Here is a 25,090-nt window from a genome sequence, read left to right as displayed (position 1 = left end):
CCGCGGGGAGTCGTCTTTGAGTACGGGGGACACGTCCGTGACGAGGAAGGGAGCCGGTGCCGTGGCCGACGACGCAGCGCAGATCCGCACACTGATCGAGAAATGGGCCGAGGCCGTCCACCGCGGCGATCTCGACGGTGTCCTGGCCGACCACGCCGAAGACATCGTGATGTACGACGTCCCGCCGCCGCACCAGGGCCTGCACGGCCTTGCCGCCTACCGCGCGACCTGGCCGCCGTTCTTCGCCTGGCAGGCCCAGGGCGCCTGCTTCGACATCGAGTCCCTGGACGTCACCGCCGGCACCGACGTCGCCTACGCGCACGCACTCCTGCGCTGTGCGACACCTGAGGAGCTGGCCGAACACCCCACGCTCCGCCTGCGGTTGACGCTGGGCCTGCGTAAGGAACGGGACCGCTGGCTGGTGGCGCACGAACACCACTCGTTCCCCCACGACTGACGGCCGGGCAAGCGTTTCCCCCGGGCCCCGTTCTGGTAGGAGTCGGATGTCGGGCCGATCAGGAGGGGGAGTGGCATGACCGCGAGTGACACGGACGGCCGGTTGGGGGAGGAGTTCTTCACTCCGGGAACCGCGTCCTTCACCGAGTTCCTGGCCGCCCACCGCCCCGAACTGCTGCCCACCCGGCCCCCCTTCGCCGACGGCGTCCGCGCCGAGCCCGGCCGGTTCCCGCACGGCACCACCGTGCTGGCCCTCGCCTACCGCGACGGCGTGCTGATCGCCGGCGACCGCCGCGCCACCATGGGCAACCTCATCGCACAGCGCGACCTGGAGAAGGTGCACCCCGCGGACGACTACACCGCCGTGGCCTTCGCCGGCTCCGTCGGACTCGCCCTGGACATGGTGAAGCTGTACCAGGTCGAGCTGACGCACTTCGAGAAGATCGAGGGCATCCCGATGACCCTCAACGCGAAGGCGAGGCGCCTGGCCGGGATGATCCGGCAGAACCTCGGCCAGGCCATGCAGGGCCTGGCCGTCGTACCGCTCCTGACGGGCTACGACGAGGCGGCCCCGGAGGGAGAGAAGGGCCGCATCTTCAGCTTCGACGTCGCCGGCGGCCTGTACGAGAAGACGGACTTCCACGCCGAGGGCTCCGGATCGCCGTACGCCCGGGGCGCGCTCAAGAAGCTGTTCCGCAAGGGCATGGACCGGCGGGAGGCGGCCCTCGCCGCCCTGCAGGCGCTCTACGACGCGGCCGACGACGACTCCGCGACCGGCGGCCCGGACATCAACCGCCGTATCTTCCCCATCGTGTCGGTGATCACCGAGGAGGGTTTCGAGCGGCTGTCGGAGCCCGAGACGGAGGAGCTGAGCCGCGAGATGGTCGAGCAGCGCCGCAGCCGGCCGGACGGGCCGACCGCCGCTCCCTGAGCGCGGGCTTCGCTCTTTCGTCTTTTCCTTTCCATGGGGAAGAGCTGCCGCGGCCTTTGCTGCACATCATTTGCAAGTACAGGATGATGGCGCAAGGTTGCAGGCCGCAGCCACCGTGCACCCGAAGGAAGACCTCCCCGTATGACGGCCGCCCCCGACACCGCTCCGCCGCTCGCCGCCAAGGCCTCCGCCTGGCACCGTGTCCGCACCTCCATGACACGGGATGAGTGGACCAGGATCGGCGGGATGGCCGCCTTCGTCCTCGGCCTGCACCTCGTCGGCTGGTTCACGCTCGTCGGGATCGTGGCACCCGAGCACTACAGCGTCGGCAAGACCTCCTTCGGTGTCGGCATCGGCATCACCGCGTACACCCTCGGCATGCGGCACGCCTTCGACGCGGACCACATCGCCGCGATCGACAACACCACCCGCAAGCTGATGGGCGAGGGGCAACGGCCCCTGTCGGTCGGTTTCTGGTTCTCGCTCGGGCACTCCAGCGTCGTCTTCGTCCTGGCGCTGCTGCTCTCCTTCGGCGTCAAGGCCGTGGCCGGACCGGTCCGCGACGACAACTCCCGGCTCCACGACATCACCGGCCTGATCGGCACGACCGTCTCGGGGACCTTCCTCTACCTCATCGCGATCATCAACCTCGTGATCATGGCGGGGATCTGGAAGGTCTTCCGGCGGATGCGTTCCGGCGACTTCGACGAGGCGGCCCTGGAGGAGCAGCTGGACAACCGCGGCTTCATGAACCGGCTGCTGGGCCGTGTGATGAAGTCGGTCACCAAGCCCTGGCACATGTACCCGCTGGGCCTGCTCTTCGGCCTCGGCTTCGACACCGCCACCGAGATCGCCCTGCTCGTGCTGGCCGGCTCCGGCGCCGCCTCGGGACTTCCCTGGTACGCGATCCTGTGCCTGCCGGTCCTGTTCGCCGCCGGTATGTCGCTGCTCGACACCATCGACGGCTCGTTCATGAACTTCGCCTACGACTGGGCCTTCTCCAAGCCGGTCCGCAAGGTCTACTACAACCTCACCATCACCGGCCTCTCGGTCGCCGTCGCCCTGCTCATCGGCACCGTCGAACTCCTCGGCCTGCTCGCCGAGAAGCTCGATCTGCACGGCGCGTTCTGGGAGTGGATCGCCGGTCTCGACCTCAACATTGTCGGCTTCGCCATCGTCGGCGTCTTCTTCGCCACCTGGATCGTGGCTCTGCTGGTGTGGAAGCTGGGCCGTATCGAGGAGAAGTGGACGGCGGGCCTGTCCCGGCCCGCGCAGCAGCGCGCGGACTAGGCCCGCCGCCCCTTCGGGCGCTCAGCCCCGCAGTTTCAGCTCCTTGCGCCATCTGACGAACTGCTGGTCCGGATCTCCGGTGTAGGACCAGGGAGTCCGCGTGGCCCGGCGCCCCAGCATCCGCAGCAGGGTGGCGGCGACGTCCGGGAGGCGTGCGTTGCAGGCTGCGTGTGCCAGGTAGTTGAGGTCGCGCAGTTCCCCGGGGGCGATGCCGCGGTCCGTGCGGCCCATGATCCAGCGCTGCCAGGTGCGGCGTACGTCGCTGACCGCGCCGTCGTGGTTCCAGTGCTGCCCGAGGCCCACCGCGGACTGGCTGCCCTGTGCCGCGTCCTGGGCGTAGCGGTACTCCTCCACCCGCGCGTACTGCACCAGGACCGGCAGCGCGCAGCCCGTGGGTGCCACTCCGGCCGCGTCGCGGGCGAAGTCGTACATGAGGCCGTGGCTGCCGTGCCAGCGTGCCGAGTAGTAGTGCAGGACCTGCAGATGACCCTCCACGCTGTACGGGTCGCGCTGGTGCAACTCGTCCCACCAGCGCGACAGTTCCTGCCGGCGCACCCCCGAGGAGTACAGCCGGGCCACCGAGATCAGGGAGATCCACGGCGTCGGGTCGTCCAGGTATGCCTCCGCGGCCTGCAGACACGCCGTCACCGCGGAGTCGATGCGGTGCTGGTCGATCGGCACGCCCCGGCCCGCGGCGATGGCCAGGTTGAACGCGCGGGCCGTCTCCGTCGCCGCCCGCAGCACCAGCGCGTCACCGCTGTGGGGCTCGGCCGCCAGCCACGACTCCACCGTCGAACTGCCCGCGCAGGCCTGCGCGAGCTGCCGGACCCGGTGGCCGCGCGCGAGCCAGTCCGGGCCGGTCGTCCGCAGCAGGTCCCTGAGGCCCTGCCAGCGGCCGATGACGATGTCGTGACGAGCGTTGGTCAGGGGTGCGTCCCCGCAGTCGGGGTCGTAGTCGGGAGTGAATCGGTCTCTCGCCATCGGGGTCTGCCTCAGAAGTCGGTGGAGAGACCTTCGTGGACACGGGAGTTCGTGATGGACAGTTCGTCGGGGACGTACTCCGCCTCGACGGTGCGGCTGGCGTCCAGGCGGGCGGGCCGGTAGTAGTCGCTGCCCTGCCTCCAGTACCAGAACATCGGGACCAGCCCGACGGCGAGCCCGCCGATGCCGATCGCGATCGCCGCGCTGTCGAGCTCGCTCAGCGATTCGGCGAAGATCCAGAACATGAACAGGGCGCCGAACAGCGGCCACAGCCCGCCGAGCAGGAGGTTGGCGGCCGACTTCAGCAGCATCCTGCGATAGGCCACAACCACCGCGAGGCCCGCGAGACCGTAGTACACGGCGATCTGCAGACCGATCGCCGAGATCGCGTCGGAGAGGATCTCGCCCACCGAGCCCAGCGCGTTGGAGGCGATGAACATCGCCAGCGCCACCGTGCCGACCACCGTGATGGCCACCCACGGGGTGTTCCAGGTGCGGTGCACACGGCCGAGCGCGGAGGGCATCGTACGGTCACGGCCCATCGCGAACAGCGAGCGCGTGACCTGGATGAGGGTGGTCTCCAGGGTGGCGATGGTCGACAGCATCACCGCCACGATCAGCAGCTTGCCGCCCCAGCCCGGCCAGATCTCCTCACCCAGCACACCCAGCACGTTCGCGTCGTTCGCCTCGATCTGCTTCGAGGACAGGATGACGTTCACCGCGATGGTGAACACCTCGAAGAGCAGGAAGACGACGCCCACCCCGATCAGGCCGGCGAGTCCCGTCGTACGGCGGCTGTTGCGGGTCTCCTCGCTCAGGTTGCTGGTGACGTCCCAGCCCCAGTAGTAGAAGGCGGCGACGAGGGCGCCCGATGCGAAGCCCGACACCCCGTCGAAGTGGGAGAAGCCGAGCCAGGACCAGTCGAACGCGCGGGCGTTGCCGGTGTGGAACAGGGCGAGCACCGCGAACAGCGCCAGTATCGCCAGCTCGACGCCGGACATGACGAGCTGGGCACGGACCGTGAGCCGGGCGCCGCCGAGCACCACGAGCAGCATGATGATGAACCAGCCCGCACCGACCACCGTCGACAGCGCCGTGTTGTCGGCGAGGCCCTCGTCGAACAGGGCCAGGGTCATCGACCCCGCGGGCAGCGAGCCGGCCACCATGAAGATGGTCGCCGAGATGACCAGCGCCCAGCCGCTGATGAACCCGAGAAAGGGATGGAGGGTGCGCCCCACCCAGGAGTAGCTGGCGCCCGCGTTCACGTCGATACGGCCGAGATAGCTGAACGCCAGCGCGATGCCCAGCATGGGTATGGCGCAGTACAGCAGCGCGGCCGGGCTGGCCAGGCCCACCGCGCCGACGAGGACCGCGGTGGTCGCGGCGATCGAGTACGCCGGAGCGCTGCCCGCGACGGCCATCACCACGGTGTCGAACGTACCGAGGGCATTGGCCTGCAGCCCTCTGCCCCTGCTGTTGCTCATGGTTGCGCTGCTTTCCGTCTTGCACGACGCGAGGGCGACCCGCCCCGACGGCGTAGGGGGAGGTGGGGGGTGGTGAACCCGCCCCGGACCACCGAGGGTTGGCCTCGGAGCAGATCAAGGGCAGCGAAACAAAAAGGGGTGGTGGAGAGCGCACGGCTGCCTGTGTTGTCGTTCGGTCACACCGTGTGTGCGAGTGATGATAGCCCTACTCCTTGACCTTTCAAGATTGACCAAGAAGTAACCTCCTGCGCCGCCGGAGGCGGCCGTGGTTGGACGGCGCGCAACGGGAAACGCGGATCGGGACACCGTACAGAAACGACCCGCCGCAGCGCGCGAGGGAGGCACTCATGGGCAGCGAACCGATGGCCGACGACGCCTACCAGCCCACCGCCACCAACGAGGAGCAGGAGGACGCGGCACCGCTCGACCTCCAGGACGCCCTCGACGAACGCACCTACGACGACATCCTCGACGAGGGCTACTCCCCACCGGAGAAGCCGCTCGGCGTCACCAAACACGGCACGACGGCCGCCGAACAGCGCACCGGCGAGAGCCTCGACGAACGGCTCGCCGAGGAGGTCCCGGACGCCGCCGTGCCCGCCGGTGACGAGATCGGCGACCTCCCCGGGGGCGAGGGCGAACCCGTCGACCCCGAGGCCGGTACGGAGCGCGCGGGCCGCCTGGTCGCTCCGGACGAGGGCGCCCACCCCGACAGGACCAAGGAGACGGTCGCCGCCGACGTGGGCATCGACGGCGGTGCCGCCGGCGCCGAGGAGGCCGCCGTCCACGTAGTCGAGGACGAGACGCGGCTGCCCGACGCCGAGCAGGACCACTGACGCCGGCCCGTCAGTCGCCGATCCGGTCGATCTGCCGGAGCTTGTTCGTGGCGTCGAGCGCCGCGACCTTGTAGGACTCCGCCAGCGTCGGGTAGTTGAAGACCGCGTCGACCAGATAGTCGACGGTGCCGCCGCAGCCCATCACCGACTGGCCGATGTGGATGAGCTCGGTGGCGCCGGTGCCGAAGCAGTGCACGCCGAGCAGGGTGCGGTCCTCGGGGGAGACCAGCAGCTTCAGCATGCCGTGCGAGTCGCCGATGATCTGGCCGCGGGCGAGCTCGCGGTAGCGGGAGATGCCGACCTCGAACGGCACGCAGTCCTCGGTCAGTTGGTCCTCGGTCCGGCCGACGAAGCTGATCTCCGGGATGGTGTAGATGCCGATGGGCTGCAGGTTGTGCATCTGGCCGACCGGTTCGCCGCAGGCGTGGTAGGCGGCCGCCCGCCCCTGCTCCATCGACGTCGCGGCCAGCGCGGGAAAGCCGATCACGTCGCCGACGGCGTAGATGTGCGGCACCTCGGTGCGGTAGTGCTCGTCGACGGTGATCCGGCCACGCCTGTCCGCGGACAGTCCGGCCTTGTCCAGGTCGAGTTCGTCGGTCAGGCCCTGCCGGCCCGCCGAGTACATCACGGCGTCGGCCGGTATCTTCTTGCCGCTCTCCAGGACGGTCAGCGTGCCCCGCGCATGCCGCTCCACCGCGGCGACGGTCTCGCCGAACCGGAACGTCACGGCGAGGTCCCGCAGGTGGTACTTGAGCGACTCGATGACCTCGACGTCGCACATGTCGAGCATCCCGGCACGCTTCTCGACGACCGTCACCTTGCTGCCGAGCGCGGCGAACATCGAGGCGTACTCCATGCCGATGACCCCGGCGCCCACGATGACCATGGAGCGCGGGACGCGTTCCAGCGCCAGCACGTTGTCGGAGTCCATGATCGTACGGCCGTCGAACTCGACGCTGTCCGGCCGGGCCGGCCGGGTACCGGTGGCGATGACGATGTGCTCCGCGCTGAGCAGCCGTTCGTTGCCGGTGACCTCGCGCAGCGCGATGGTGTGCGGGTCGACGAAACTGCCGGTGCCGGCGAAGAGGGAGACGTGGTTGCGGGAGAGCTGGTTGCGGATGACGTCGACCTCCCGGCCGACCACGTGCTGGGTGCGCGAGGTCAGGTCGGAGACGGTGATGTCCTCCTTCAGCCGGTAGCTCTGCCCGTACAGATCCCGCTGGGTGAGACCGGTCAGGTACAGCACCGCCTCGCGCAGGGTCTTGGAGGGGATGGTGCCGGTGTGGATGGAGACCCCGCCGACCATGTCGGGGCGGTCGACGACGGCGACCCGGCGGCCGAGCTTGGCCGCGGCGATGGCGGCCTTCTGGCCACCCGGGCCGGATCCGATGACAAGCAAGTCGAAGTCGGGCACCTCCGGAGTCTGTCAGCCCCGGGCCCCGCTTCGAAAGACTGAACGGGCAACGATCGCCGACGAGGTGACGGGGCGGAAGCCCCGTAAGGGGCGCGGGGCTGCATCGATATGCGGCTCCGCCGCGTGGGCGCGATCAACCACGATGAACCCGCAGACAACCGACGGCACATCGCGGCACATCCCATCGCCGCACAACCCAGCGGAGCGATAATGCCGATATGGGCCACCGACTCGCCGACGCGAGCACCCCCGCCCGGCTGGCCGCTCCCGACGAGGGCATCGGCCGGGACGAACTGGCGCTCGCCACCCGCAACCACGGCCTCCCGCTGGAGGCGCTGCGCTACGACGTCACCCCGCCGGGCCTGCACTACCTGCTGACGCACTACGACATCCCGTACGTCCCCGACGACACGCCCTGGCCGCTGAGCATCGGGGGCCGGGTCCGCCGTCCGCTGCAGCTGGACCCGGCCGAACTGCGCACCCGCCCCCAGGTCACCACGCGCGTGACCATGGAGTGCGCGGGCAACGGCCGGGCCCTGCTGACGCCCCGTCCGGTCAGCCAGCCCTGGCTCGTCGAGGCGGTCGGCACCGCCGAGTGGACGGGCGTACCGCTGCGGCTGCTGCTCGCCGAGGCCGGCGTGGAACCCGACGCCGTCGACGTGGTGTTCACCGGCGCCGACCACGGCGTGGAACGCGGTGTCGAGCAGGACTACCAGCGCTCCCTGCCGGTGGAGGTGGCCACGGGCAGCGAGCCCGAGGTGCTGGTGGCGTACGCGATGAACGGCGCCCCGCTGCTGCCTCAGCACGGCCGGCCGCTGCGCCTGATCGTGCCCGGCTGGTACGGCATGGCCCATGTGAAGTGGCTGCGCGACATCACCGTCACCGACACACCCTTCGCGGGATTCCAGCAGGCCGTGGCCTACCGGCTCCGCCAGGACCCCGCCGACGAGGGCCGGCCGGTCACCCGGATCGAACCGCGCGCCCTGCTGATCCCGCCCGGCTTCCCGGACTTCATGTCCCGCTCCCGCGTGGTGCGGCCGGGCCCGGTGACGCTGGAGGGCCGTGCCTGGTCGGGGCGGGCACCGCTCGCGCGGGCCGAGGTGAGCACGGACGCCGGGCGCACCTGGCAGGCGGCCGAACTGGAGCCCGACGGCGGACGCCGGTGGGCGTGGCGCCGCTGGCACCTCGACTGGACGGCGACCCCCGGCGAGCATGTGCTGAGCGCGCGGGCCACCGACGCCGAAGGACACACCCAGCCGCTGGACCAGCACTGGAACCGCGGCGGTTTCACCAACAACCTCGTCCAGCGGGTGCCGGTGCTGTGCCTGGAGCCCGGCGACACGGACTGAACCGGCACCGGCCTCCAGGCGGGCGTACGGGAACGGGTACGGCTCTACGGCAGCAGTTTCTCCAGGGCGGCCGGGCCCTCCGCCTCCAGCTTGCGCCTGGCCCATTCGAGGTTGTGCGGGGTGATGTCCCTGCCCGTGGCAAGGACGAGGTCCTCCGGCGACACATCGGTGCCGGTGCGGGTGTGGAGCAGGTCGTCCGGGGTGATGCGGTCCTCGGACGGCCCGGACACGTCGGGCTGTGACGTCGGCATGATCTCTGCTCCTCGAGTCCGGATCGCTACTGCTAACACCATTCATCGCGGGAGCCCGGCGTGCATCCGGAGGCGAACGCAAGCGGCTCGAGATGCCGGAGTGACAGGGCGGGCGTCTAATGAGAGACGACGACCGTCCCGACCGGCAGAGAAGACCGAGAGCATGTCATCTACCCACGCCGACAAGGGGGGCGCGGGGGCTGTCACCGGAGGGGTGCTGCGACGTCTGGGGGAGTGGTGCGCCAGGCACTTCGTGATCGTCATCCTGGCCTGGCTGGTGGCGCTCGTGGCGCTGCAGACCCTCAACCGGTCCTTCGGCGGGGAGTACTCCGACAACTTCTCCCTGCCCGGCGTGCAGTCCCAGCAGGGCCTTGACGTCCTGAAGAAGCACGATCCCGCGGCGGGCGGCTACAGCAGCCAGATCGTCCTGCACGACGGACAGAAGTCGCTCACCGCGCTGAGCTCGCAGATGTCCACCACGATCGGCGACGTGCAGAAACTGCCGCACGTCCTGTCGGCCCAGAACCCGCTGTCCGCCCCGGCCTCGAAGGTCGGCCCCCTCGCCTCCGACGGGAAGACCGGCTACATCACCGTCCGCTTCGACGTGCAGCCCTCGACCCTGGGCGACAACTACCTGAACGGCGTGGACAAGGCGGTCCAGCCGCTGCGCTCGGCCGGCGCCCAGGTCGAGTACGGCGGACCGCTCGGCGAACTGGGCCGGCCCGCCGCCGACGACCGGGTGAGCGAACTGATCGGCTTCGGCGTCGCGATCGTCGTCCTACTGATCGGCTTCGGCAGCGTGATCGCCGCCGGCCTGCCCCTGTTCACGGCACTGGTCAGCGCCGTCGGCGGGCTCGCCATCCTCGGACTGCTCGCGGCGGCGTTCACGTTCGCGACCGTCTCGCCGACCCTGGCGACCATGATCGGCCTCGGCGTCGGCATCGACTACGCCCTGTTCCAGCTCACCCGGCACCGCCAGAACCTCATGAACGGGGCGAGTCCGGTACGTGCAGCGGGCCATGCCACCGCCACCAGCGGGCGGGCCGTGCTCGTCTCCGGCTGCACCGTGATCATCGCCCTCTGCGGCCTGTATGCGTCCGGCGTGAGCTTCATCGGGAAACTCGGTCTGGCCGCCGCCACGACGGTCGTCTCGGCCGTCATCGGCGCCCTGACGCTGCTCCCGGCCATGCTCGGGCTGATCGGCAGACGCATCGACCGCTACCACGTGCGGCGTCCCGTCGCCGAGACCGACGCCGAACCCGGAACCGAGCCTACGGGCACATGGCACCGCTACGCCCAACGTGTGGAGCGCAGGCCCTGGCAGTTCCTCGCGGCAGGCGTCACGACCGTCGTCGTCCTGGCCATCCCGCTGTTCTCCATCCAGCTCGGCCACATCGGAGACGGCGCCGACCCCACCTCCTTCACCGACCGCCGCGCCTTCGACCTGATGACGAACGCGTTCGGCCCCGGCTCCAACGGCCCGCTCACCGTCGTCATCGACCAGACCTCCGTACCGTCCTCCCAGCGCTCCACCCTCTCCTCCCAGGCCCAGAAGACCCTCAACGCGGTGGCCGGCGCCTCCACCGTCACGCCCCTGACCCCCACCAAGGACGGGGACGTGCTGGTCGGCACGGTCTACTCGAAGCAGTCCCCGCAGAGCGCCACCACCACGGACCTGACCAACCGGCTGGTCCACCACACCCTCCCGGACGCGGTCTCCGGCACATCCGCCAAGGGGTACGTCACCGGCACGACGGCCGCCCAGGTCGACTTCCGTGACATCGTCGCGAGCCGGCTGCCCCTGATCATCGGCGTCGTGGTCGGCCTCGCTTTCCTGATCATTCTGGCGGTCTTCCGCGGCCTGCTCGTCGCGGTCAAGGCGGCCGTCCTCAACGTGCTGTCGATCGGTGCCTCGTACGGCGTGGTGGTGGCCGTCTTCCAATGGGGCTGGGGCGGACCCGCGCTGGGCGTGCACGGCAAGGTGCCCATCGAGAGCTATGTGCCGATGATGATGTTCGCGATCATCTTCGGTCTGAGCATGGACTACGAGATCTTCCTGCTCTCCCGAGTCCACGAGGCCTGGCTGCGCACCGGCGACGCCAAGGCCTCGGTCGCCCACGCGCTGGAGATCACCGCCCGGGTCATCACCTGCGCCGCCCTGATCATGGTGAGCGTCTTCGCGGCCTTCATCGTCAGCGACAACATCGTGGTCAAGATGCTCGGTCTGGGGCTCGCGGTGAGCGTGCTCATCGACGCGACCGTCGTACGGCTGCTGATGGTTCCGGCCGTGATGACGCTGCTGGGGCCGCACGCCTGGTGGACGCCCCGCTGGCTCGACCGGATCATGCCGCACATCGACGCCGAGGGCGACCAGGTGGAGAGCCCCACGTCGGACGTCAGCCGGCGTCCGGCGACGCGGGCGTGAGGACGAGCATCGTCACGTCGTCGACGACGGCAGGGCAGTACCGTACGAGATCCGCCCACACCCGGTCCGCAAGCACGGCCGGGTCGTCGTCGGCCAGCGCGGACAGCCGGTCGGTCAGCGGGTAGAAGGCGCCGGAGGGGTCGCGGGCCTCGCTCACGCCGTCCGAGGCCAGGAACAGGCTGTGGCCGGGCTCCAGCCGCAGCGTGAGGCCGCCGTGCGGGCCGCCGTCGGACAGGCCGAGACCGAGCGGCGTCCACGCGGCGAGCTCGATCTCGGTGGCCTGCCGGCCGCGCAGCAGCAAGGGCGCGGGATGCCCGCAGGACACCATCCGGACCGACCGGGCGTCCGGTGAGAACTCCAGCAGTACGGCCGTCGCGAAGAGCTCGGCGTACCGGGACGACGCCGAGTCCAGCTCCAGCCTGCGGTCGAGCCGGGCGGCGACCGACTCCAGGTCCGGCTGGTCCAGAGCCGCCTCCCGGAAGGCACCCAGCAGGGAGGCGACCGTGGCGACCGCCGCCAGCCCGTGCCCCTGGACGTCGCCCATCACGGCCCGCACCCCGTGCGGCCCCTCGCGTACGTCGAAGAAGTCGCCGCCCACCAGCGTGCCCCGCTGCGCGGCCCGGTACAGGCCGACACAGCGGACCGGGCCCACCCGCTCGGGTAGCGGAGGGACGACGGCGCGCTGTGCGGCCTCGGCGACCGTGCGCTCCAGATCCAGCTGAGCATCGCGGCGGCTGCGCACATAGGACACGAACACGCTCAGCACGGAGACGAACGAGATGGTCAACAGGTCCGTGTTGCCCGGGTGGTCGAGCTGGAAGGCCGGGATGTTGAGCATGGCGACGACAGCACCGCCGAGGACCGCGGTCGCCAGTGGCCCGTAGGAGAGGACGGCCAGCGGCGGGATGGCGCCCAGCAGAAAACCGATGTCGAGGGGTTCGTCGCTGGTCAGGGTGGCCGCACAGACGCCCACGATCAGGCCGAGCGGGAGCGCCCGCACCAGCCGGGGCGGTGGCGCGCCCCGCAGCCAGCCCCGCCGGTCGTGGTCCCGCCGCCGTGGTGACAGGAGGTGCACCTTTCCCACAGCACCACGCTCCTACGGCGGGACGCCGCCCGCACGCCGGGCCCCTTGTCAGTGCCGGGTGACATGCTGATCAATGGCGTGATCGGCAGCTGGAAGGGGAGGCGGCATGGGGTTCGTGGGCGAGGTGTGGCGAGTGCGCAGCGGCGAGGAGCCGGTCGGCGAGATCCTGGTCGACGACGCCGACTTTCCGTGGCTGTCGGGCCGCTTCACCGCCGGTCCTGCCTTCGATGCGGTCCGGGATCTGTTCGCCCGTGAACTCGCCCTGATGGAGCCGGACGACGAGGAGCACCGGCAGGAGTGGGAAGCGGCCTACGACGAGATCACCAGACGGGTGTCCCTGTCGTCGCCGGACGGACCCGTTCCCGCGTTCCTGCTGCACATCGAGGGCGACCGGGCGTGGTTCCGCTGGAGCGACGAACCATTCGAGCGTGCGTAGGGGGCCAGGGGTGTCCGACGTGCGGGTGGTGCTGATCGGGGGCACGTCGAACGTGGGCAAGTCGACGGTCGGACGAGCGGTGGCGGAGCGCCTCGGGTTCGCGTATCGGTCGACGGACCTGCTCGCCCGTCACCCCGGGCGGCCGTGGAGAACCCCGGAACGCGAGGTGCCGGCGCATGTCGCCGAGCATTACGCATCGCTCACGGTCGACGAGCTGATCACGTCCGTTCTCGCCCACTACGAACGGCTGTGGCCCCGTATCCGGGCGCTGATCGCGACCCATGCGGCCCAGGACGGGGCGGGCGCGGGCCTCGTCCTGGAGGGCTCGGCGCTCTGGCCCGTCCGCGTCGCCGCACTGGACGTACCGCGCACGGCCGCCGTGTGGCTGACGGCCGACGAAGCCGTGCTGCGCGCCCGGGTGCACACGGGCGGACGGTACGACGCGGCGACGGACGAGGAACGGGCGCTGATGGACAGCTTCCTGGCTCGCACGGAGCGTTACCAGAGTCTGATGGTCAAGGCCCTCGACGAGTTGGGCCTCGACCGCATCGACGCCGGGGCCGACCGTACCGTCGCCGCGCTGGTCGACGCGGTCCTGGCCGCGGTGGCGAAGCAGGGTGCGGCGGACGGATCGTGACGCCGCGTCAGCCGGTGGCACTTTCCAACAGGGCTTGGGTCTTGAGTGCGTTCACGTCGCAGTCGGGCGGACCGTTGGCGCGGTGGTCGACTCGGTTCTTGTCGCGGTGGTGAAGGAGGGTGCGGTGGGCAGATCGTGACGCCGTGTCAGTCGGCGGCACCCTCCAGCAGGGCCTGGGCCTCGACGAGGATCTCCGTGACCCGCTGACCGAAGGCGGCGTCGCATGCGTGCGGTCGCCCGGTGCGGGCGGCTTCGAGCAGCGCGTCAGCGGCGTGCCCGAGTGCGGCGACGGCCCCCTCGGCGCTTTGCGGCAGCACCGACAGCCCCGCCGCGCCCCGGAGTTCGACAGCCGCGCCGGCCGCCGCGGACGGGGCCGACAGACTGAGAGTCAGGGTGCTCGACGCGCCGCCGACATGGTCGAGGACCAGATGGACCGTGTCCCCGGGACCGGGCGCCGCGGCCGCCACGCGCCGGGCGTCACCGAGGACCGGCAGCAGCGCGGACAGGGCATGCGGACCCACGTCCCACAGCGCGCCCTTCTCCCGCCGCCACGGCGAGTCGGCGAACGGGCTGTCGCTGTCACCGCCGAACAGTGCCCCGAGCCACTGGGCGTGCGCCGTGAACCAGCCCCCCACCCCCGCCTGTTCGGTGATCCACGCCTCGGTCTCGGGCAGGAAGCGGCTGGTGAAGAAGACGACCGAGGCGACCTGAGCCTCCCGGACCGCGTCGACGACGGCCCGCCCCTGCTCGACCGTCGTGGCGAGGGGCTTGTCCAGCAGCAGATGGCACCCCGCCCTGGCGGCCCGCACCGCGAGCTCCGCCTGCACGGCCGGCGGCAGGGCGACCGCGACCGTGTCCACCTCGGCGAACAGTGCCTCGACGTCGTCGTAGGCACGTATGCCGAAGCGGTCGGCGAGTTGCTTCGCGGCCTCCGTACGGCGGCCCCACACCCCCACGAACTCCAGCTCCGAGTGCTCGTGCAGGGCGGGGGCGTGCGCCATCCCCGCCCAGGGGCCGGTACCGAGAAGTCCTGTGCGCATGCCGCCGCCTCTCCACGTTGCCGCCCCTGTGACGACTGGTCGCCAGCGAGCGTCGCACACCGACCGGCCGACCGCGCAAGCAGATCCGACGGAGGTGGCGATTCAGTGGTGCGGCTGCTGAATGCGTTCTCTTTCCTCTATTGGACCTGCGGCCCGTGGGCGGGTCAGGCTGGAATCCGTTTCGGCCGTCCGCCCCTCATGTGCGGTGAGCCGAACATCATTCGGTACCGCGCGACAACCGGAAGAGGTCAGGAGCCCCATGCACACCCGCCGCATCGGTGACGTCGAAGTCAGCGCGATCGGCCTGGGCGGGATGCCCATGTCGATCGAGGGACGGCCGGACGAGGCGCGCTCCCTCGCCACGATCCACGCCGCCCTCGACGCCGGCGTGACCCTGATCGACACCGCGGACGCCTATCACCGGGACGCCCACGAGGTCGGCCACAACGAGACCCTGATCGCCAAGGCCCTCGCCTCCCACGACCGCGGCCGCGACGTCCTGGTCGCCACCAAGGGCGGCCATCTGCGCCCCGGCGACGGCAGCTGGACCCTCGACGGCAGCCCCCGCCACCTCAAGGAGGCCTGCGAGGCGTCGCTGCGCCGGCTCGGAGTGGAGGCCATCGGGCTCTACCAGTTCCACCGCCCCGACCCGAGGGTGCCGTACGCCGAGTCCGTCGGTGCGATCCGGGACCTGCTGGACGAGGGCAAGATCCGCTTGGCGGGCATCTCCAACGCCGACCCCGACCAGATCAGGCAGGCGAACGACATCCTCGGCGGCCGGCTGGTCTCCGTGCAGAACCAGTTCTCCCCGGCCTTCCGCTCCAGCGAGCGGGAACTGGAACTGTGCGACGAACTCGGCATCGCCTTCCTGCCCTGGAGCCCGCTCGGCGGCATCTCCCGGGCCCGTGAACTGGGCTCCGCCTATGCGCCGTTCGCGCGGATCGCCGAGGCCCACGGGGTCAGCCCGCAGCGTGTGTGCCTGGCCTGGATGCTCGCCAAGTCGCCGGTGGTCGTCCCCATCCCCGGCTCCAGCCGCCCGGAGACCATCCTCGACTCCCTTGCCGCGACCGAACTCAAGCTCGACGCCGAGGAACTCGCGCAGCTCGACGCCGTCTGAGACCCCCCGGTCACCACGGAGGACCCCGCCGGAACACCCGGTCCGCACCCTCGGGTACCCGTTCCGCGCCGACCGCCGCCACCTGATCGCGGCGGTCGGCGTGTTCACCGTCAAGCACAGCTCGATCTGGCTGCTACCACTGATCACCGCGTCCATCAGCGACACCGTGGTCCAGCACCAGCCGGTCGAGCGGCTCTGGCTGAGCACCGGGATCATCCTGCTCATCCTGCTGGTCAACTACCCCCTGCACCTGCTCTGTGTACGTCTCCTGTACGGCTGTGCGCGCCGCATGGGCGCGGTCCGCGACGTGGAGACGGTCGAGCAGATGGTGCAGCAGACCGCCGAGAACGGCCTCAGAGCGATCACCGTGCTCCTCGGCGAACTTGTCATCATCGCCGTGCGCACACCGGAGTTCGTTCCCCTCTTCCTGGTCGTCGTCCCCGCTGCCACGCTCGTCGTGGCCCGCCTCCGGGCCCGGCTGCGCACCCCCAACGAGCACTTCCGCCACGAGGTGGAGAGCCTCTCGTCCCGCAAGGCGCCTTCGCCGCACGGACGGCACCCTGCGCAGCCTGCTGACCTCCGGCATGCGCCTCGACCTCGTCAACGGCCGGTTCGGGTCGCTGGCCTGGGTCGTCCTCAACGTGGTCGGCGTGCTCGTCCTGGGCGGCCTTCGAGGGTGTCGGGCACGCGTACGACGACAGCGGCCGGCCCGCCGTACGCGACTTCGCCCTCTCCGTGACGGAGGGCGAGACCATCGCCCTCGTCGACCCGTCCGGCGCGGGCAAGTCCACGGTGCTCAACCTCGTCATCGGGTTCATCCGCCCCACCTCGGGCCGGATCCTGCTCGACGGCACCGTGCGCGAGAACATGGCCTACGGCATGGACGAGGCCGACGAGGAAACGGTGCGCGTGGCCCTGCGCACGCCAACGCGCTGGAGTTCGTCGACCGGCCCTGATCCGCGACGCCGAGGTGCTGATCCTGGACGAGGCGACCTCGGCCCTGGACACCCGCTCGGAGGCCCTGTTCCAGCAGGCGCGGCCCGGCTGCTGCGCGGGCGGACCACCTTCGTGGTGGCCCACCGGCCGTCCACCGTGCGCGGGGCCGACCGGATCGTGGCGATGGGGACGCACGAGGAACTCCTGCGCGGCGGCGGGGCGTACACGCAGCTGCACGGCGGACGGGTGCCTGGGCCGCCGTGCGTCCGCCCCGCGGCAGCTCCTCAGGCGGCGCTGCTGCGGCGCATCCCGTGCGGGCAGGTCGAGTCGTGGTGAATGCCGAGGCTGGTCCACCACCGTTCGCAGCAGGCGGCGTTCAGCTCGCCGCGCACGATCTCGTCGGCGGCCGTGCGCGCGGGGTGGCGCGCCACGACCGCGGCCCTGCGCAGGTCGCGGATCAGGGTCTCGCGGACGACGGCGATGACCGGGACCAGGCTCGCCGCGGCGAACAGACATGCGGCCCACCGGGGGCCGTGGAGGAATTCGAGGACCGTGGTCCAGGCGAGTTCGGCGCTGGTGGTGAGGTAGAGGGTGCAGAGGAGGCGGCCGGAGCGGTTCATTGGCTTCACCGTTCGTGCTGAGGGGGTTACCCTCTGTTCAACGCCTCGCGGCGCGCTGGGAATCGGGTCGGACGGCGGTTTTGCGTCAATTGGGGCCCGGGGCGCGGAAGATGCGATTGGTCCGGGCCTGACCGGGAAGGCGAGGCGAAAACCAAAGAGAGGGGCGCTTCGTGCTCGTTCCGGACCCGAAGGTCGTCAGAACGTTGCTCACCAGATACGCGTCGCTGCGCATCGCGCAGGCGGAGCGTGAGAAGCCGCAGACGGCACGGGAGTTGGTGGATGTCAGCCGCGCGCTGTGCGCCCTGATGGGAGTCTCGGGTGTCGAGGAGGCGATCGTGAAGGCGGACGCCCTGCTCATCGCCTCGCGAAGGGCCGCGGGCGGGGACGGCGGCCTGTCACTGGCCGTCTGACGTGACGTCGGCTTCGCGACGCATGGCGCACATCACATCTGGCCGGTCACAGCCTTCGTGCCGACGTCAAGTGCTCCTGGTGAATTCACACCCAGGTACCCCGGGGCGCATACACTCGACAGCCTGGCCCATGCGCATGGGCCACCACACGAAAGGCGCGTCGGTGTTCCAGGACTCCCCGATCTACGACCGACTCGTCGCCGAGCGCGGCGACGTCCCCACTCAGGCTCGCCGCGAGGCCGAGCGCGTGAGCCGGGAACTGGAGTACGCCATGCGGCCGCTGCAGTCCTTCGGCGCCGTACCCGCCCCCGACCGTCAGGCCTCCCCGGGCGCGGGGTGGCAGCGGACCGCGCTGCTGCCCGGCTCGCTGCCCCACTGACCGCTGCCCTCAACACACCCTGGTACTGGAGCCGTTGACTCGTGTCTGCGGCTCCGGCCCGGGATGGGCCAGCCACTCCGCTATGGTCCGCGCGATCGGCAGACCCGTCTCCACCTCGACGAAGCCGAACTGCCCCGACTGATTGCACTCCAGGAACCACCAGGTCCCGTCGGCGTCCTCGGCGAAGTCGAAGGCGCCGTAGGCCAGTTCGGCCTCACGCAGATACGAGCGGACGGCTTCGGCGATGCGCGGCGGGACATCGGTGGCACGCCACGGTATGTCGGCCGAGGCGAAGCGTACGTCCACCGCACCGGGATCGTCCGGATCCGTATCGTCGGCAGTCGCCTTGCGGGCCGCCAGCAGCCGCTCGCCCACCACCGTCAGCCGGATGTCGGCCCGCTTGCCCACCCGCCGCTGCAGCAGCGTCGGCCCGAAGGCCACGGCGGAGAAGTCCGTGTCCGGTGCCACCCGGCTGGTCGGCACCGCCCGGGGCGGATCCAGCGGATGCGCCCCGGAGACCGGCTTGACCACCAGATCCGGATAGCGGTCGGCGAACTCCCGGGCCGCCTGCGGAAACGTCGTGATCAAAGTGGCCGGCACCGGCAGTCCGCAGCGCTGGGCGAGCCGTAGCTGCCACGGCTTGTGCCGGGCCCGGCGAGCCGCGTCGGGGTGGTTCATCCAGCGGGCGTCCGAGCCGCGCAGCATGCCGTAGAGCGCCTGGGCGGACTCCTCGGTCAGCCACCCGGAGGGCTGGGCCGCTCGCGCGGCCGCATCCCCCGGCCTGCGTACCCAGACCGACCGCAGCCCGGCGATGCTCACCAGGCGGCCCGCGGACTGGAGGTGGCCGCGGAAGCGGCCGTGCACGTACTCACCGGACAGCGCGACACCGCCCGGGAGGTCGGCGGGGTCCAGGCGGACCACCGGGACCCCGGACGCGTTCAGGTGCACGACCACCATGTCGGCGGTCACGTCCTCTTCACAGGTCAGGATCAGCACGGTCATCGTGGGCGGTTCCGCGTTCAGTCGTCGAAGTGAGTCTTGGAGCCCGCGGTGGACGTGGTGGTCCCCAACTCTCTGAGCAGCGCGAGGTCACCGGCGGCGACCCGGCCGTCCATGAGCACGTTCAACTGCAGCCCGGAGTCGTAGACGTACGGAGTCGTGGCTTCCAACTCCACCGCCGGACGTGCGTAGTTGAGCGCGAACGGTTGCATCGTGTCTCCCTCGTCAGTGCAGCACCGACCCGGCGGTCCGCTCCCCGCGGCGACGCCCGGCCCGCCGACTGCATTGCCCTTCCAGTCACTTATACGAATCGAACGAGTGATTGGTTTCCTTACTCTGCGTAGTCACAGGGAGGATTCGTGACGATTCGGCCCGTCCAGCGGGCCGCGCAGGCTGCGCAGAGCGAGGAGAAGGACGCCGATGTCGTCCAGGTAGACAGGGTCGGGCAACAGGTCGGTCGGCAGCACGAAGTACAGGACGGCTCCCCAGAAGACCCAGCGCCGCCCGGTCGGAAGCCCGGCACGCCTGAGGTCGCGCCGCGCCCGCACCAGTCGCACCAACAGGACGACGGCCACGGTGAGGGCGAGCGCCGCGAGGGCAACGGCGACCACGATCGCCGCTGTGGTCCATTTCACGGTCCTCCTCCATCCGGCGTGCCGAACGGCGCGCCCCTTGTCTCGGATTCCCCCTTCCGGCGTTCGTACGTCCTCCGTCACCCCGTCAGAAGCGCGACGGGGCCTCACACCTGTGGCCCATCCCGACTGGCACGGACCGGAAGCGGCACTTAGTAATGGCACTGCATCGACACGTCGTGAAACGCGCCGGGAGATGCGAGAGCAGGTGAACCGGTCCGTCTATTCCATGGAGGAGAGTCATGAGCATCCGCTCTTCATCACCCCGTCCCTACGACCCCTCCATAGTCGGCGCGCACGACGACCCGGCCAGCGCCCTGGTGCACGCCGCCATCGCGGACAGGCCATTGGAGGAAGTCGCCAACCTGATCACCATGCTGGAGCAGTCCCCGGAGTATGCGAGGGCCACCATCGACGCGCTGCGCGCGGTCGGCACGGACCGCTCGGTGGAGGACGTCACCCGTCTGGTCACCCTGCTGACCCAGCCACCGCGCGACCCTTCCAGTGCGGATGAGGTCATCCGGGCGGCGGCCGAGAACCGTCCGGTGGAGGAGGTGACCCGGCTGATGGCGCTGCTGCACCTGCCGTCGACGGAGCCCCGCTTCGGGCAGGAGGCCGCACGAGCGGTCGCCGCGGCACGGTCCGTGGAGGACCTCGTGGAACTCATCGGCCGGCTGAGCACAGAACGCGGCGCCCATCCCGCCCCGCCGAAGACAGAGCCGCCGCCTCCGCAGCCCGGAGAGGCGGACTGGCGGCAGGAAGGCACAGGCACCGGCCTTCCGCCCTTCCCCACGGTCCTGCCTTCCTATGCCGGCGACCCCAGGACGCGGCAGCCGGGGCAGCCGGTCGGTCCGCCGCACCGCGCCGCCGAGCGCCCGCAGTGGGCGGGCCTGCTCGTCGCGGCCGCACTCTTCCTGTGCGCGCTGCTCTGGTTCCCGATGTACAAGGCGGGTACGTCCGTCGACGTGTACGCCTCCGGCATCGCAGTGTCGATCCTGTACGCCTTGCTGGCCGTACTGGTGACTCTGCGGCCCGTCCGGGCCGTGCTCGTGGTCGCGGCCGTGCTGCCGGCGATGCTCGCCGCGGCCGAGCTGTACCGCGGGTTCCGCTCGCGGTCGCTGTTCCGGGCGCTCGACCTCACGCTCGCCCCGGGCTGGCTCGCCGGCCTGGTCGCCGTGATCGCGGCACTGACGGCAGTGACGGCCCTGGTCCTGCGCGCAGCAGCGCGCCCTCCCGCCCTGGGGGGTGCTCCTGCCCGTCCCCTGGCCACAGCGCGGCGTCTGGACTGATGTGCCGCGTTCCCGACGCCCGCACGGCGTCGTGGCCCCGCGCCCGCGGTTCTCCTGACCGCGGGCGCTTCGGCGCCTGTGGACCACACCCCGCGCAGGCGAGGCTGGTACACAGGCGCTCAGCTGCCGGAGGAGTCCGGCCGTTCGACTGCGCCGTCCGTCTCCCGCCCGCTGCCTGGGGCGGACGCGGGGCGAAGGGCCTTGGCACTGTCCTTGAGCCGCTCCAGCCTCCGGGTCAGCTGCTGGAAGGGGGAGCCCTGGGGCGGGACGGGCGGCTGCGTCCGGGCGGGCAGGCCGTCGCCGTTCTCGCGGTAGATGGCCAGCGCCTCGTGTGCGCGCTCGGCGGCCTCGCGGTACAGATCCCGGGACTTGGTCATGGCCTCGAGCGCCTCGGCGTACATGGCCACGAGCCCGCGTGCGTGGGCGAGTTCCTCCTCGAGCGTCCTCAGCTGCCAGTCGTCCCGCAGAGCGGTGACGGTCTCCTCTGCGCCGTCCGGCAGCGGAAGCGGCAGTGCGGCGAAACGGGTCAGGGCGTCGACGAGTTGCGCGGGCCGTGAGCCGTCGAGGAAGACGGTGCGTACGGAGAAGTCGTCCGCGTCGAAGCCTTCCGGAGCCGGCGTGGTGGGCAGCAGGACGGCACCGCCGCGCGGGACCTGCACCCCGAACTCGCGCAGGACCCGGTTGACGATCCGCAGCTGGTCCGGAGCGGCACGGTGCTCCAGCACACGATGACGCAGGCTCGGCGGCAGCAGCGGGCCGATCGGCCGCCGGCCGCGCTCGTCGGGCGTCATCGCCTCGTGCACGACGAGGTTGATGTGCCAGCCTCCGCGCACGGAGTTGCGGAGCAGGCGCCGGATGTCCTTGTCGTCCGCGGGCAGACGGTTGGCCTCCCGCAGGCGCAGGCCCGTGACGGGCTGGTGGTCCCAGGACGCGTCCGGATCCGTCGGCCAGAACATGGTGGCGGGGGACGGCCACCCCTGCTCCCACGGCCGTTCCGCCTCCGCCGCGAGCACCCACTCCACGCCGGCATCGGCATCGCGCGTCAGCTCCAGCCGGGCTCGCACGGTCACTGACTCGGAGACCGTCCACCGCGCCTCGAAAGCGCAGTCCGCAGCGCTCGCGGAGACCTCGGAGACAGCCACTTCGAGATGATCGTCGATTGTCCCTTCGTCCTTGAGCCGGTGCAGCGTCCGGCGCACGACGTCTTCGGCATCGGGTGCGGTATGGCAGCCGCGGGCCAGCCACAGCGTGGGGGACGGGGTCGGGCGGACGGAAGGCGAAGTACGCATGAGTCCATCTGAGGGCGGGGGCACGTGCAGGCACCAGTATCGTCGCCGCGCGTCGGCGGCGTTCGCCCGGGGGTGGTCGCACGGGGAGGCGCGCGGCGCACTCGGGGTGCGAGCAGTCCACTCCAGGACACCCGGTTCACCCGTATCCCCGGCGCACCGGGCCCGCCACAATGGCGCCCGCGAACAGGGCCCACCCACCATCCGCTTAGGGGTGGGTCCTGTTCGCGTCTCACCCCGCCGTATGACTCACCCTTGCGCTATATATCGGAGTCCGAGATATCATGGCTGCATGGCATCGAGGAACATGACCCAGGCTGCGTTCTTCGTCCTCACCGCCCTGGCCGACCAGCCCCGGCACGGCTACGGGATTCTGCGGGAGGTCGAGGAAGTCTCCGACGGGGCCGTGCAGTTGCGCGTCGGCACTTTGTACGGCGTACTGGACCGGCTCACCGCGGACGGGCTGATCGTCCTGGACCGCGAGGAGGTGCACGAGGGCCGGCTGCGGCGCTACTACCGCCTGACCGACGAGGGGATACAGGCCCTCGGCGCGGAGGCGGAGCGCATGGCGGCCGGCGCCAGCGCCGCCAAGTCGCGCATCGCCGAGGGACGCAAGGCCCCCGGCGCGGTCGCGAAGCCGTCGGCAGGCCCCGGACTCGCAGGAGGTGTGGCATGACGACACTGCTCGAGACGCGCTACCGCACGGTGCTGCGCATGCTCCCCGCCTACTACCGGCGCGACCGGGAGGAGGAGATGGTCGAGGTGTACCTGTGGGACCTCGACCAGGACACCCAGGACCAGAGCAGGCCCACGCTGGGCGAGGTGGCGAGCGTCGCCGCCCTCGCCGTGCGCAGCAGGCTGGCCGCCACCGGAGCGCCACGGCCGTACGTCCTGCTCGGGTCGGCCGTCCGTCACTTCGCCCTGTTCGCCGTGCTGCTGCAGGCCGCCGCCGCGGTCGTCGACCGCGTCCTGGGCCTGACCTGGGCAGCCACGCACGGAGGCCGCGACTGGGACATGTTCCTGTCGGGATTCCACGGCAACGGTCCGCTGGGGACCGTCGTCGAGGTCGCCGCATGGGTGCTTCCGCTGCTGTGGACGGTCGGCTACTTCGCGCTCCTGCACGACCGCAGGCGCCTCGCCCAGGTGTCCGTGCTGCTTGCCGCACTGCCCACGCTGTGGCCGTTCGTCGGTCCGCTGGTGAGTGAACTGGAGTTCTGGGACCCGTGGTTCGCCACCGCAGGGGCGCTCTTCGCCTGGCTGCCTGCGCTCGCCCTGTGCGCCGCCCATCACAGGGACGCCCCCGCGGCGGTGCTGCCCTTCGGTACCCCCGGCCTCGCTTTTGCGGCCTGCAGCGTGGTGATGGGTGCGTCGGTGGTCGCGGTGCCCGCCCTGCCCGACGCGCTCTGGGGGCCGGCCACGTGCTTCGTCGTCGGAGCGCTCGGCTGGCTGCTGCTGCGCCGTCGCGGTACGGACCAGAGTGCGGCCTGCGCTGCCGTGGCCCTGGCCGCGCTCGGTCTGCTGCTGCTGGCGGTGCGGGTCGCCGTGCTGTATCCGTGGCTCGGCCTTCCCCTCCCCGCCGCCTATGTCGGCGGCGCGCTGGGCCAGGTGGCCGCGCTCACGCTGCTGACCGTGGCGCTGGCGGTCGTGGCCAGGCGCGATCTCGCCGCGCGCTGAACGTGAACGTGTTGCCCGCCTTGTCCTTCACCACGTAACCCCTGAGGTTCACGGTCGTGCCGGACGAGCGGTTCTTGATCGTCAGGTCGTCCGGTTGCCCGTCCGTGCTCAGTGCGGGTAGGCGCGCGGGGGACGCTGACGCGCCAGGCCGGCGCGGAAGTCCTCGATGACAGAGCTGATCTGGCGCATGAGCGCGGTGTTCTCCAGTCGGTCCAGGTAGAGGTTGCGCCGGGCGAGGCCGGGTGCGTCCACGCAGAAGTACAGGGACATCAGCGGGTTGATGAACAGTTCGCTGTCCTTCGTGCGCCGTGTGAAGCGGACGTCGCCGAAGTCGCCGCGTACGGCCGCCGCCACGGAGCCGTTGACGATGCTCGGGTACTCGGGCGTGGCGCGCTGGGCCTGGGCGACCGCGTCGAGGTAGAGCGCGCCTTCCCGGCTCTCGCGTGGCAGCGAGAACGTGCCCAGATAGGCGCCGTCCCGGTCCAGCGCGGCCAGGTTCTCCAGCACCAGGGAGTGGTTGACCCCGTGGTGGGCGTCCACCCCGAAGCCCAGGCAGGCGACGAGCCGCTGGGGTATCTCGTCCAGCCCGTTCACGGCGGCGAGGCTCGCCATGTCCTCCTCCGGCGTGCCCAGCCCGTGCTCGTCACCCCGCATGAGGATGTCGGTCCCCCCGTCCACCAGCACCACGGCGTCCACACCGCCGAGATGGTCGACGAGTGCGCGATACGCGGCGCGCAACGGCTGGACCCCGGTCTGGGGGAACGCGTACACCCTGGCCGGCAGGCCCTGCTCCGCCAGCCACCGGGCCAGCGTGCGCTCCGGGAAGTAGTCACCTCGCGCCTCGGTGTCGGGCCCGACGGCCGCGACGTCCGGCTCCAGCCACACGTCCGTGTCCAGCCCGTACAGGTCGGCGAAGGACAGGTTGGCCAGATGGACCTCTTTGCCCGCCGAGCGCAGCGCGAGGGCCAGCGGGAGGCCGGCGTACACGTCGAAGCCGCCGCCCGCGCCGGCGACGAGAACGCGCCGGGCATCGCGGAGACGTGTGAAGAAGGGGGGCTCTGTGAGGGAGAACACCGGGGGACGGTAACAGGCTGAGAGGATGTCAGGCCTGCGCCTTTTCAGGCTGTCGGCCGA

General features: G+C 70.9%; 26 protein-coding genes and 1 pseudogene. 15 read left to right on the top strand and 12 right to left on the bottom strand.

All coding sequences use genetic code 11. The features are described 5' to 3' along the window. Positions 1–61: 61 nt before the first annotated feature. The 3 genes from ACWDAG_RS33230 (at position 62) to ACWDAG_RS33220 (ending at position 2,677) form a co-directional block, all read left to right on the top strand. Positions 62–457 carry a YybH family protein gene (locus ACWDAG_RS33230; protein WP_450699258.1) on the top strand — a complete coding sequence of 132 codons (396 nt, stop codon included), beginning with the start codon at positions 62–64 and terminating at the stop codon, positions 455–457. Positions 458–532: 75 nt separating this feature from the next. Further along, on the top strand, positions 533–1,387 hold the full coding sequence (gene prcB, locus ACWDAG_RS33225; RefSeq protein WP_450699257.1) for a proteasome subunit beta: 855 nt from the start codon (positions 533–535) through the stop codon (positions 1,385–1,387). Between the two features lie 141 nt (positions 1,388–1,528). Then, positions 1,529–2,677, top strand: a complete 1,149-nt coding sequence (locus ACWDAG_RS33220; protein WP_450699256.1) for a HoxN/HupN/NixA family nickel/cobalt transporter — start codon at positions 1,529–1,531, stop codon at positions 2,675–2,677. A gap of 21 nt (positions 2,678–2,698) precedes the next feature. Here the strand turns inward: ACWDAG_RS33220 and ACWDAG_RS33215 are convergent, their stop codons facing one another. Together ACWDAG_RS33215 and ACWDAG_RS33210 are read right to left on the bottom strand one after the other, a co-directional pair. Next, a complete protein-coding gene (locus ACWDAG_RS33215) occupies positions 2,699–3,658 on the bottom strand; it encodes a hypothetical protein (RefSeq protein ID WP_450699255.1) in 960 nt (319 codons plus the stop codon). An 11-nt stretch (positions 3,659–3,669) separates the two neighbouring features. Further along, positions 3,670–5,142 (bottom strand): APC family permease, encoded by a 1,473-nt coding sequence (locus ACWDAG_RS33210; protein ID WP_450699254.1) that lies wholly within the window; start codon positions 5,140–5,142, stop codon positions 3,670–3,672. Positions 5,143–5,489: 347 nt separating this feature from the next. Between ACWDAG_RS33210 and ACWDAG_RS33205 the strand changes: the two genes are divergently transcribed. Then, positions 5,490–5,978: a DUF5709 domain-containing protein gene (locus tag ACWDAG_RS33205; protein WP_450699253.1), complete on the top strand. Its 489-nt coding sequence runs from the start codon at positions 5,490–5,492 to the stop codon at positions 5,976–5,978. Positions 5,979–5,988: 10 nt separating this feature from the next. Here the strand turns inward: ACWDAG_RS33205 and sthA are convergent, their stop codons facing one another. Continuing rightward, positions 5,989–7,392: a Si-specific NAD(P)(+) transhydrogenase gene (sthA, locus tag ACWDAG_RS33200; RefSeq protein WP_450699252.1), complete on the bottom strand. Its 1,404-nt coding sequence runs from the start codon at positions 7,390–7,392 to the stop codon at positions 5,989–5,991. 218 nt (positions 7,393–7,610) lie between these two features. On the opposite strand from sthA, the gene ACWDAG_RS33195 reads away from it, so the two are divergent. Further along, on the top strand, positions 7,611–8,741 hold the full coding sequence (locus tag ACWDAG_RS33195) for a sulfite oxidase (RefSeq protein ID WP_450699251.1): 1,131 nt from the start codon (positions 7,611–7,613) through the stop codon (positions 8,739–8,741). 44 nt (positions 8,742–8,785) lie between these two features. Here the strand turns inward: ACWDAG_RS33195 and ACWDAG_RS33190 are convergent, their stop codons facing one another. Continuing rightward, the gene (locus ACWDAG_RS33190; RefSeq protein WP_450699250.1) at positions 8,786–8,992 is read right to left on the bottom strand and encodes a hypothetical protein; all 207 of its coding nucleotides are present in this window, start codon (positions 8,990–8,992) and stop codon (positions 8,786–8,788) included. A gap of 163 nt (positions 8,993–9,155) precedes the next feature. Here ACWDAG_RS33190 and ACWDAG_RS33185 point away from each other — a divergent pair, with 163 nt between their 5' ends. Continuing rightward, positions 9,156–11,417, top strand: coding sequence for an MMPL family transporter (locus tag ACWDAG_RS33185; protein WP_450699249.1), 2,262 nt, complete (start codon positions 9,156–9,158; stop codon positions 11,415–11,417). On the opposite strand, the gene ACWDAG_RS33180 is transcribed toward ACWDAG_RS33185, so the two are convergent. Then, positions 11,389–12,501, bottom strand: coding sequence for a PP2C family protein-serine/threonine phosphatase (locus tag ACWDAG_RS33180; protein WP_450699248.1), 1,113 nt, complete (start codon positions 12,499–12,501; stop codon positions 11,389–11,391). The two genes, ACWDAG_RS33185 and ACWDAG_RS33180, sit on opposite strands and share 29 nt — an antisense overlap. A 106-nt stretch (positions 12,502–12,607) precedes the next feature. Between ACWDAG_RS33180 and ACWDAG_RS33175 the strand changes: the two genes are divergently transcribed. Both ACWDAG_RS33175 and ACWDAG_RS33170 read left to right on the top strand, forming a co-directional pair. Then, positions 12,608–12,937 carry a hypothetical protein gene (locus tag ACWDAG_RS33175; RefSeq protein WP_450699247.1) on the top strand — a complete coding sequence of 110 codons (330 nt, stop codon included), beginning with the start codon at positions 12,608–12,610 and terminating at the stop codon, positions 12,935–12,937. After that, positions 12,930–13,574 (top strand): AAA family ATPase, encoded by a 645-nt coding sequence (locus tag ACWDAG_RS33170; RefSeq protein WP_450699246.1) that lies wholly within the window; start codon positions 12,930–12,932, stop codon positions 13,572–13,574. Before ACWDAG_RS33175 ends, ACWDAG_RS33170 begins: the two co-directional genes overlap by 8 nt. Positions 13,575–13,720: 146 nt before the next feature. Here ACWDAG_RS33170 and ACWDAG_RS33165 read toward each other — a convergent pair whose 3' ends face one another. Then, positions 13,721–14,614 (bottom strand): Gfo/Idh/MocA family protein, encoded by an 894-nt coding sequence (locus ACWDAG_RS33165; RefSeq protein WP_450699245.1) that lies wholly within the window; start codon positions 14,612–14,614, stop codon positions 13,721–13,723. Between the two features lie 259 nt (positions 14,615–14,873). Here ACWDAG_RS33165 and ACWDAG_RS33160 point away from each other — a divergent pair, with 259 nt between their 5' ends. Both ACWDAG_RS33160 and ACWDAG_RS33155 read left to right on the top strand, forming a co-directional pair. Further along, positions 14,874–15,731: an aldo/keto reductase gene (locus ACWDAG_RS33160; RefSeq protein WP_450699244.1), complete on the top strand. Its 858-nt coding sequence runs from the start codon at positions 14,874–14,876 to the stop codon at positions 15,729–15,731. Beyond that, positions 15,673–17,003: pseudogene (locus ACWDAG_RS33155) on the top strand (ATP-binding cassette domain-containing protein). Before ACWDAG_RS33160 ends, ACWDAG_RS33155 begins: the two are co-directional and overlap by 59 nt. On the opposite strand, the gene ACWDAG_RS33150 reads toward ACWDAG_RS33155, so the two are convergent. Continuing rightward, entirely contained in the window at positions 16,952–17,287 is a 336-nt protein-coding gene (locus tag ACWDAG_RS33150) for a hypothetical protein (protein WP_450699243.1), read from the bottom strand. The pseudogene ACWDAG_RS33155 and the gene ACWDAG_RS33150 sit on opposite strands and share 52 nt — an antisense overlap. Positions 17,288–17,457: 170 nt before the next feature. On the opposite strand from ACWDAG_RS33150, the gene ACWDAG_RS33145 reads away from it, so the two are divergent. Together ACWDAG_RS33145 and ACWDAG_RS33140 are read left to right on the top strand one after the other, a co-directional pair. Then, positions 17,458–17,697, top strand: a complete 240-nt coding sequence (locus tag ACWDAG_RS33145) for a DUF5133 domain-containing protein (protein ID WP_450699242.1) — start codon at positions 17,458–17,460, stop codon at positions 17,695–17,697. Positions 17,698–17,860: 163 nt separating this feature from the next. Beyond that, positions 17,861–18,076: a hypothetical protein gene (locus ACWDAG_RS33140; protein WP_450699241.1), complete on the top strand. Its 216-nt coding sequence runs from the start codon at positions 17,861–17,863 to the stop codon at positions 18,074–18,076. Between the two features lie 9 nt (positions 18,077–18,085). Here ACWDAG_RS33140 and tgmB read toward each other — a convergent pair whose 3' ends face one another. The 3 genes from tgmB to ACWDAG_RS33125 all read right to left on the bottom strand — a co-directional run bounded on the left by tgmB (position 18,086) and on the right by ACWDAG_RS33125 (position 19,710). Next, positions 18,086–19,078 carry an ATP-grasp ribosomal peptide maturase gene (gene tgmB / locus ACWDAG_RS33135; RefSeq protein WP_450699240.1) on the bottom strand — a complete coding sequence of 331 codons (993 nt, stop codon included), beginning with the start codon at positions 19,076–19,078 and terminating at the stop codon, positions 18,086–18,088. A gap of 17 nt (positions 19,079–19,095) precedes the next feature. Next, complete coding sequence (tgmA, locus tag ACWDAG_RS33130) at positions 19,096–19,287, bottom strand: putative ATP-grasp-modified RiPP (protein WP_099933570.1); 192 nt, start codon at positions 19,285–19,287, stop codon at positions 19,096–19,098. A gap of 132 nt (positions 19,288–19,419) precedes the next feature. Next, the gene (locus ACWDAG_RS33125; RefSeq protein ID WP_450699239.1) at positions 19,420–19,710 is read right to left on the bottom strand and encodes a YkvA family protein; all 291 of its coding nucleotides are present in this window, start codon (positions 19,708–19,710) and stop codon (positions 19,420–19,422) included. 239 nt (positions 19,711–19,949) lie between these two features. Between ACWDAG_RS33125 and ACWDAG_RS33120 the strand changes: the two genes are divergently transcribed. After that, positions 19,950–20,996: a hypothetical protein gene (locus tag ACWDAG_RS33120; protein WP_450699238.1), complete on the top strand. Its 1,047-nt coding sequence runs from the start codon at positions 19,950–19,952 to the stop codon at positions 20,994–20,996. A 119-nt stretch (positions 20,997–21,115) separates the two neighbouring features. Here ACWDAG_RS33120 and ACWDAG_RS33115 read toward each other — a convergent pair whose 3' ends face one another. After that, a complete protein-coding gene (locus ACWDAG_RS33115; RefSeq protein ID WP_450699237.1) occupies positions 21,116–22,285 on the bottom strand; it encodes a hypothetical protein in 1,170 nt (389 codons plus the stop codon). A 304-nt stretch (positions 22,286–22,589) separates the two neighbouring features. Between ACWDAG_RS33115 and ACWDAG_RS33110 the strand changes: the two genes are divergently transcribed. Both ACWDAG_RS33110 and ACWDAG_RS33105 read left to right on the top strand, forming a co-directional pair. Then, entirely contained in the window at positions 22,590–22,958 is a 369-nt protein-coding gene (locus ACWDAG_RS33110) for a PadR family transcriptional regulator (protein WP_450699306.1), read from the top strand. Next, complete coding sequence (locus tag ACWDAG_RS33105; RefSeq protein WP_450699236.1) at positions 22,955–23,956, top strand: hypothetical protein; 1,002 nt, start codon at positions 22,955–22,957, stop codon at positions 23,954–23,956. The genes ACWDAG_RS33110 and ACWDAG_RS33105 overlap by 4 nt, the downstream gene beginning before the upstream one ends. Positions 23,957–24,064: 108 nt before the next feature. Here ACWDAG_RS33105 and ACWDAG_RS33100 read toward each other — a convergent pair whose 3' ends face one another. Further along, on the bottom strand, positions 24,065–25,030 hold the full coding sequence (locus ACWDAG_RS33100) for a DUF1152 domain-containing protein (RefSeq protein ID WP_450699235.1): 966 nt from the start codon (positions 25,028–25,030) through the stop codon (positions 24,065–24,067). Positions 25,031–25,090: the final 60 nt, after the last annotated feature.

The organism is Streptomyces sp. NPDC001157 (genome assembly GCF_053598255.1).
This window is presented reverse-complemented; position numbering and strand designations above follow the sequence as displayed.